The sequence below is a fragment of the Rhodoplanes elegans genome (genome assembly GCF_016653355.1).
Lineage (GTDB): Bacteria > Pseudomonadota > Alphaproteobacteria > Rhizobiales > Xanthobacteraceae > Rhodoplanes > Rhodoplanes elegans.
Map to the genome: position 1 here is coordinate 1 of NZ_NHSK01000223.1, position 4,064 is coordinate 4,064.

The 4,064-nt window shown below is 72.8% G+C and carries 4 protein-coding genes; 1 reads left to right on the forward strand and 3 read right to left on the reverse strand.

Annotated features, from left to right (window positions below; translation table 11 throughout):
• The 3 genes from CCR97_RS25465 to CCR97_RS25475 all read right to left on the reverse strand — a co-directional run.
• Positions 1-586: hypothetical protein (locus tag CCR97_RS25465; protein WP_201159994.1), on the reverse strand; the 586-nt coding region annotated here is incomplete at its 3' end.
• Positions 587-588: 2 nt separating this feature from the next.
• Complete coding sequence (locus CCR97_RS25470) at positions 589-1,242, reverse strand: hypothetical protein (protein ID WP_111357615.1); 654 nt, start codon at positions 1,240-1,242, stop codon at positions 589-591.
• 82 nt (positions 1,243-1,324) lie between these two features.
• Positions 1,325-2,752 (reverse strand): bifunctional enoyl-CoA hydratase/phosphate acetyltransferase, encoded by a 1,428-nt coding sequence (locus CCR97_RS25475; protein WP_111357614.1) that lies wholly within the window; start codon positions 2,750-2,752, stop codon positions 1,325-1,327.
• 207 nt (positions 2,753-2,959) lie between these two features.
• Between CCR97_RS25475 and CCR97_RS25480 the strand changes: the two genes are divergently transcribed.
• Positions 2,960-4,000, forward strand: coding sequence for a CBS domain-containing protein (locus CCR97_RS25480; protein ID WP_111357613.1), 1,041 nt, complete (start codon positions 2,960-2,962; stop codon positions 3,998-4,000).
• Positions 4,001-4,064 lie beyond the last annotated feature (64 nt).

Here is a 4,064-nt window from a genome sequence, read left to right on the forward strand (position 1 = left end):
CCACGGCGCCGACCGCCTGGCGATAGGCGGCGAGCGCGGCACGCACCTCGGCGCCGGCCGCACTGCCGACCGCCGCGGCGAGCGCGTCGACCTCGGCGGGCCGCACCGTGGTCGCGAGGCTTCCGAGCTCGTGGCCGAGATCCCGCCACGATGGCGCCAGGGCGGCGAGCGCGACGAAGCGCGCGAGCGCCTCGCGATGGCGTTCGAGCCCCTCCCGGGCGCGCGAGAAGCCGGGATCGCGGCCGGCGGCGCCGTTGCGTCCGGCGAGCGCGTCGAGGGCGGTCTCCAGCGGCTCCAGGGTCTGGCGGGCCTGCGCGGCGGCGGCCGTGACCACGGCGAAATCCGCCGCGATGGTGGCGTCGGGCGAGACCGTCGCCGAAGCCGCGGCGGGCGTGTCCGGGACGGCACCGGCCGGCGGCGTCTGGGCGAGGCCGGACGCCGCGAGGCCGATTTGAAGCGCGAGGCCGAGCTGTCCCGCGAGGCCGATTCGGAGGCCGATCCGACGGACGAGGCGAGCCGGCAGGCCGGCCGCCGGGGCGGCTCGCCCCGCGCGCCCCCGGACCAGCCGGTCGTCGCCACGGCTCACGCTCAGCCTCTCCCGTCCTCCCGCTGCAGCCGATCCGCCGGCGGGGCGAAGCCCGGCCAGAACGGCGGCCACACGATCGGGCAAGCCTCGATCACCTCGCGGCCGATGTCCAGCCAGACCCCGACGACGTCGTGCTGGAGATCGAGCGCCTGGTTCACGAGCTCCGAGACGGCGCGCTCGGCGAGCAGGAAGCCGTTGTCGCCGTCCGGCTGCGCGGCCAGGGTCGAGGACGCCAGGGTCGGCGCGGCGAGCGGCGCCGTGTTGCGCAGCGTCCGCTCGACCACGACCAGCGTGTAGTCGCGCGCGTCGAGCGGCAGCACGCCGGGGCCGAAGGCCCACGCGCAGATGCGGTCGCCGACCCGCCCCAGGCTGCGGAGCTGCCCCTGCAGCCGGACGCCGTGGTCGTAACCGAACCGCTCCGCCGCGGCGGCGAGCCGCCGGGCGACGCGCTCGTTCTGTTGCGCCAGCTTCCCGGCATCGACCATGGTGCGCGAGAACAGGCGATCGGTGCTCACCCCGATCGCGGCCAGATCCGGCACGCCCGAACCCGGCATGAACGCGCCCGGCCCGCCGATGCCCGGCATGCCCGGCGAACGCTCGTCGTCCGGCGCGCGCCGCAACTCGGCGCACCCGGCCTGCTTGGTGACGCGGTCCACGGACCTGTTCCTTCCGGTTGCGAGACACTCGCCTGCGCTGCGACGACCGGCCGTCGTTGTACGGCCGGCCGGCGGGTGCGGTTCACTCCGCCGCCTTGGCGAATCCGGGAACCGAGCAGGCGGACCGTCCGGTCCGGCACCAATGGATGTAGAGCTGGGCGAGCGCGCAGGAGACCAGGCGGGCGCGGTCGTTGTCGGCCCGGCTGGTGAGGATGATCGGCACCCGCGCCCCGACGACGAGGCCGGCCGACTCGGCCCGCCCGACGAAGGTCAGCTCCTTGGCCAGCATGTTGCCGGCCTCCAGATTGGGCACGATCAGCACCTCGGCCCGGCCGGCGACCAGCGACGTGATGCCCTTGGTCTTGGCCGCGCCGACATCCATGGCGTTGTCCATGGCGAGCGGGCCGTCGACGATGCCGCCCTTGATCTGGCCGCGCTCGGCCATCTTGGAGAGCGCCGCCGCGTCGAGCGTCGAGGGGATGTTCGGATTGACGGTCTCGACCGCCGACAGCACGCCGACCCGCGGCGTCTCGATGCCGCAGGCGCGCGCGAGATCGATGCCGTTCTGGACGATGTCGACCTTGGTGGTGAGATCCGGCGCGATGTTGACGGCGCAGTCGGTGATGAACAGCAGGTGGTCCAGCGTCGGCACATCGAGCACGAAGGCGTGGCTGAGCCGGCGCACCCCGCGCAGGCCGCCGTCGCGCTTGATCACCGCGTTGAGCAGCGCCTCCGCCTTGACGTTGCCCTTCATGATGGCGGCGGCCTTGCCGGTGTTGACGAGGCCGACGGCGCGCTTCGACGCCTCGCGGTCGTCCGGCACGTCGATCAGCTCGAAGCGGCCGATGTCGACGCCGAGATCCTTGGCCGCGGCGCGGATGCGGCCGCCGTCGCCGATCAGGATCGGCACGATCAGCCCCTCCTCGGCCGACAGCACGGCGCCGCCGAGCGCGTGGCGGTCGTCCGGCCCGAGCACCGCGGTCGGCAGCGGCGGCAGGCGCTTGGCCACCGCGATCAGCGGGGCGAAGTGCTCGTGGTCGTCGAGGATGAGCTGCGGCAGCTCGTTCGCCTCGGTGACGATGGTCTCGAGCGGCACCTCGACCTCGGCGATCCCCTGCACGACGACCCGCCCGTCGGCCTCGCGGATCGTGGTCTCGAACAGTGCGACCGGCTTCTCGCGCTTCTCGATGCACTTGACCTCGACTGTGAGGCGGGTGCCGACCCGCACCCGGTCGACGAAGTTGAAGCTCTGCGCCCGATAGAGCGTGCCGGCGCCGGGCAGCAGCGTGCCGAGCACGGCCGAGACCAGCGAGCCGACCCAGATCGACGGGGCGACCGGCTCGCCGCCCGTGGCGGCCTGCATGCCGGAGGGCAGCGGCAGCGGATTGATGTTCCCCGAGACATGCGCGAACAGCGTCAGGTCCTGCATGGTGCAGGTCCGCTCCAGCGAAGCCGATGCCCCCGGCTGGAGCTCGTCCCACGTCGTATTACGCACGCTCGTTCCTTTCATGACCGCTCTCTCCCTAGGATGGTTGTCCGGCGGTCTTGAAGCGCACGCGCTTGCCGCCCGCGGTTATTCTACCCGGCGCCGCTGTGGAAATCTTGCTCCAAGTCAAAGTCATCGGGCCGGGCTTGGGCGCCAAATGGCGAGGTTCGACGCGACCGGTTGTCCATCCCGCTGCCCACGACAGGATGCCCTGAGACAGGACCTCGCCCCGTGAAAGCCGCCGACATCATGACCCGGACCGTCTTCACGGTCGCCCCCGACGCGCCCGCGCGCGCCATCGCGAAGCTGTTGCACCGCAACGGAATCAGCGCCGTTCCCGTGGTCGACGGGGCGGGTGCCCTGATCGGCATGGTGAGCGAGGGCGACCTCATCCCGCGCGACCAGCGCGACCGCGAGGCGCGCCGCGACTGGTGGCTGCGCATGCTCTCCGAGGGCGAGGCGCTCAGCGCCGAGTTCATCGCCGACCTGGAGGACGACAAGCGCACCGCCGCCGACGTGATGACCAAGCCGGTCGTCACCGTGCCGGAGGACGCCGACATCGTCGAGGTCGCCGGCGTGCTGGCGCAGAACCGCATCAAGCGGGCGCCCGTGACGGCGAACGGCCGCATGGTCGGGATCGTCAGCCGCGCCGACCTGGTGCGGGCGATCGCCGGCAACCATCCAGGCGCCGCGCCGCCCGCCTCCGAGCGCACGCCCGACAGCCTCACCGCCGCCGAAGAGCACCTCACCGCCTTGCAGGTCCGCATGCAGCAGAAGCTCGGGGCCCAAGAGCCCAACAAGACGCCCACCACGACCGCCGCCGCGTCCGGCCCCAAGCCGGCCGAGGAGCTCTCGGCCGCCGGCTTCCGCGGGCTCGTCGAGCGCCACGAGAAGGACGAGGATGCGCTGCGCGCCGACGTCCATCGGCAGACCGAGGAGAAGCGCCATCACGAGGTGAACGAGATGCTCGCCGCCGAGCTCTCCGAGGCGATGTGGAACCGGATGCTGCACGAGGCGAAGATCGCCGCCGAGAAGGGCGAGGCCGAGCACATGCTGCTGCGCTTCCCCTGCGAGCTGTGCACCGACCACGGCCGCGCCGTGAACGTGCCGGACCCCGAATGGCCCGCGACCCTGCGCGGCCTGCCGGCCCGGGTCTTCCTGCGCTGGCAGGAGGAGCTGCGCCCCAAGGGCTTCGGCCTGACGGCCCGCGTCGTCGACTTCCCCGGCGGCATCCCGGGCGACATCGGGTTGTTCCTGAACTGGGGGAAGTGAGGGGGACGTCGACCAATCCAGATCGCGCCGGCAGAGTCCGGGGCCGAGGCCGTTCCCCCCACCC

Excerpts from the sequence above, each read along its gene's own strand:
- CCR97_RS25475 (WP_111357614.1), bottom strand. The coding sequence starts at position 2,752 with ATGAAAGGAACGAGCGTGCGTAATACGACGTGGGACGAGCTCCAGCCG.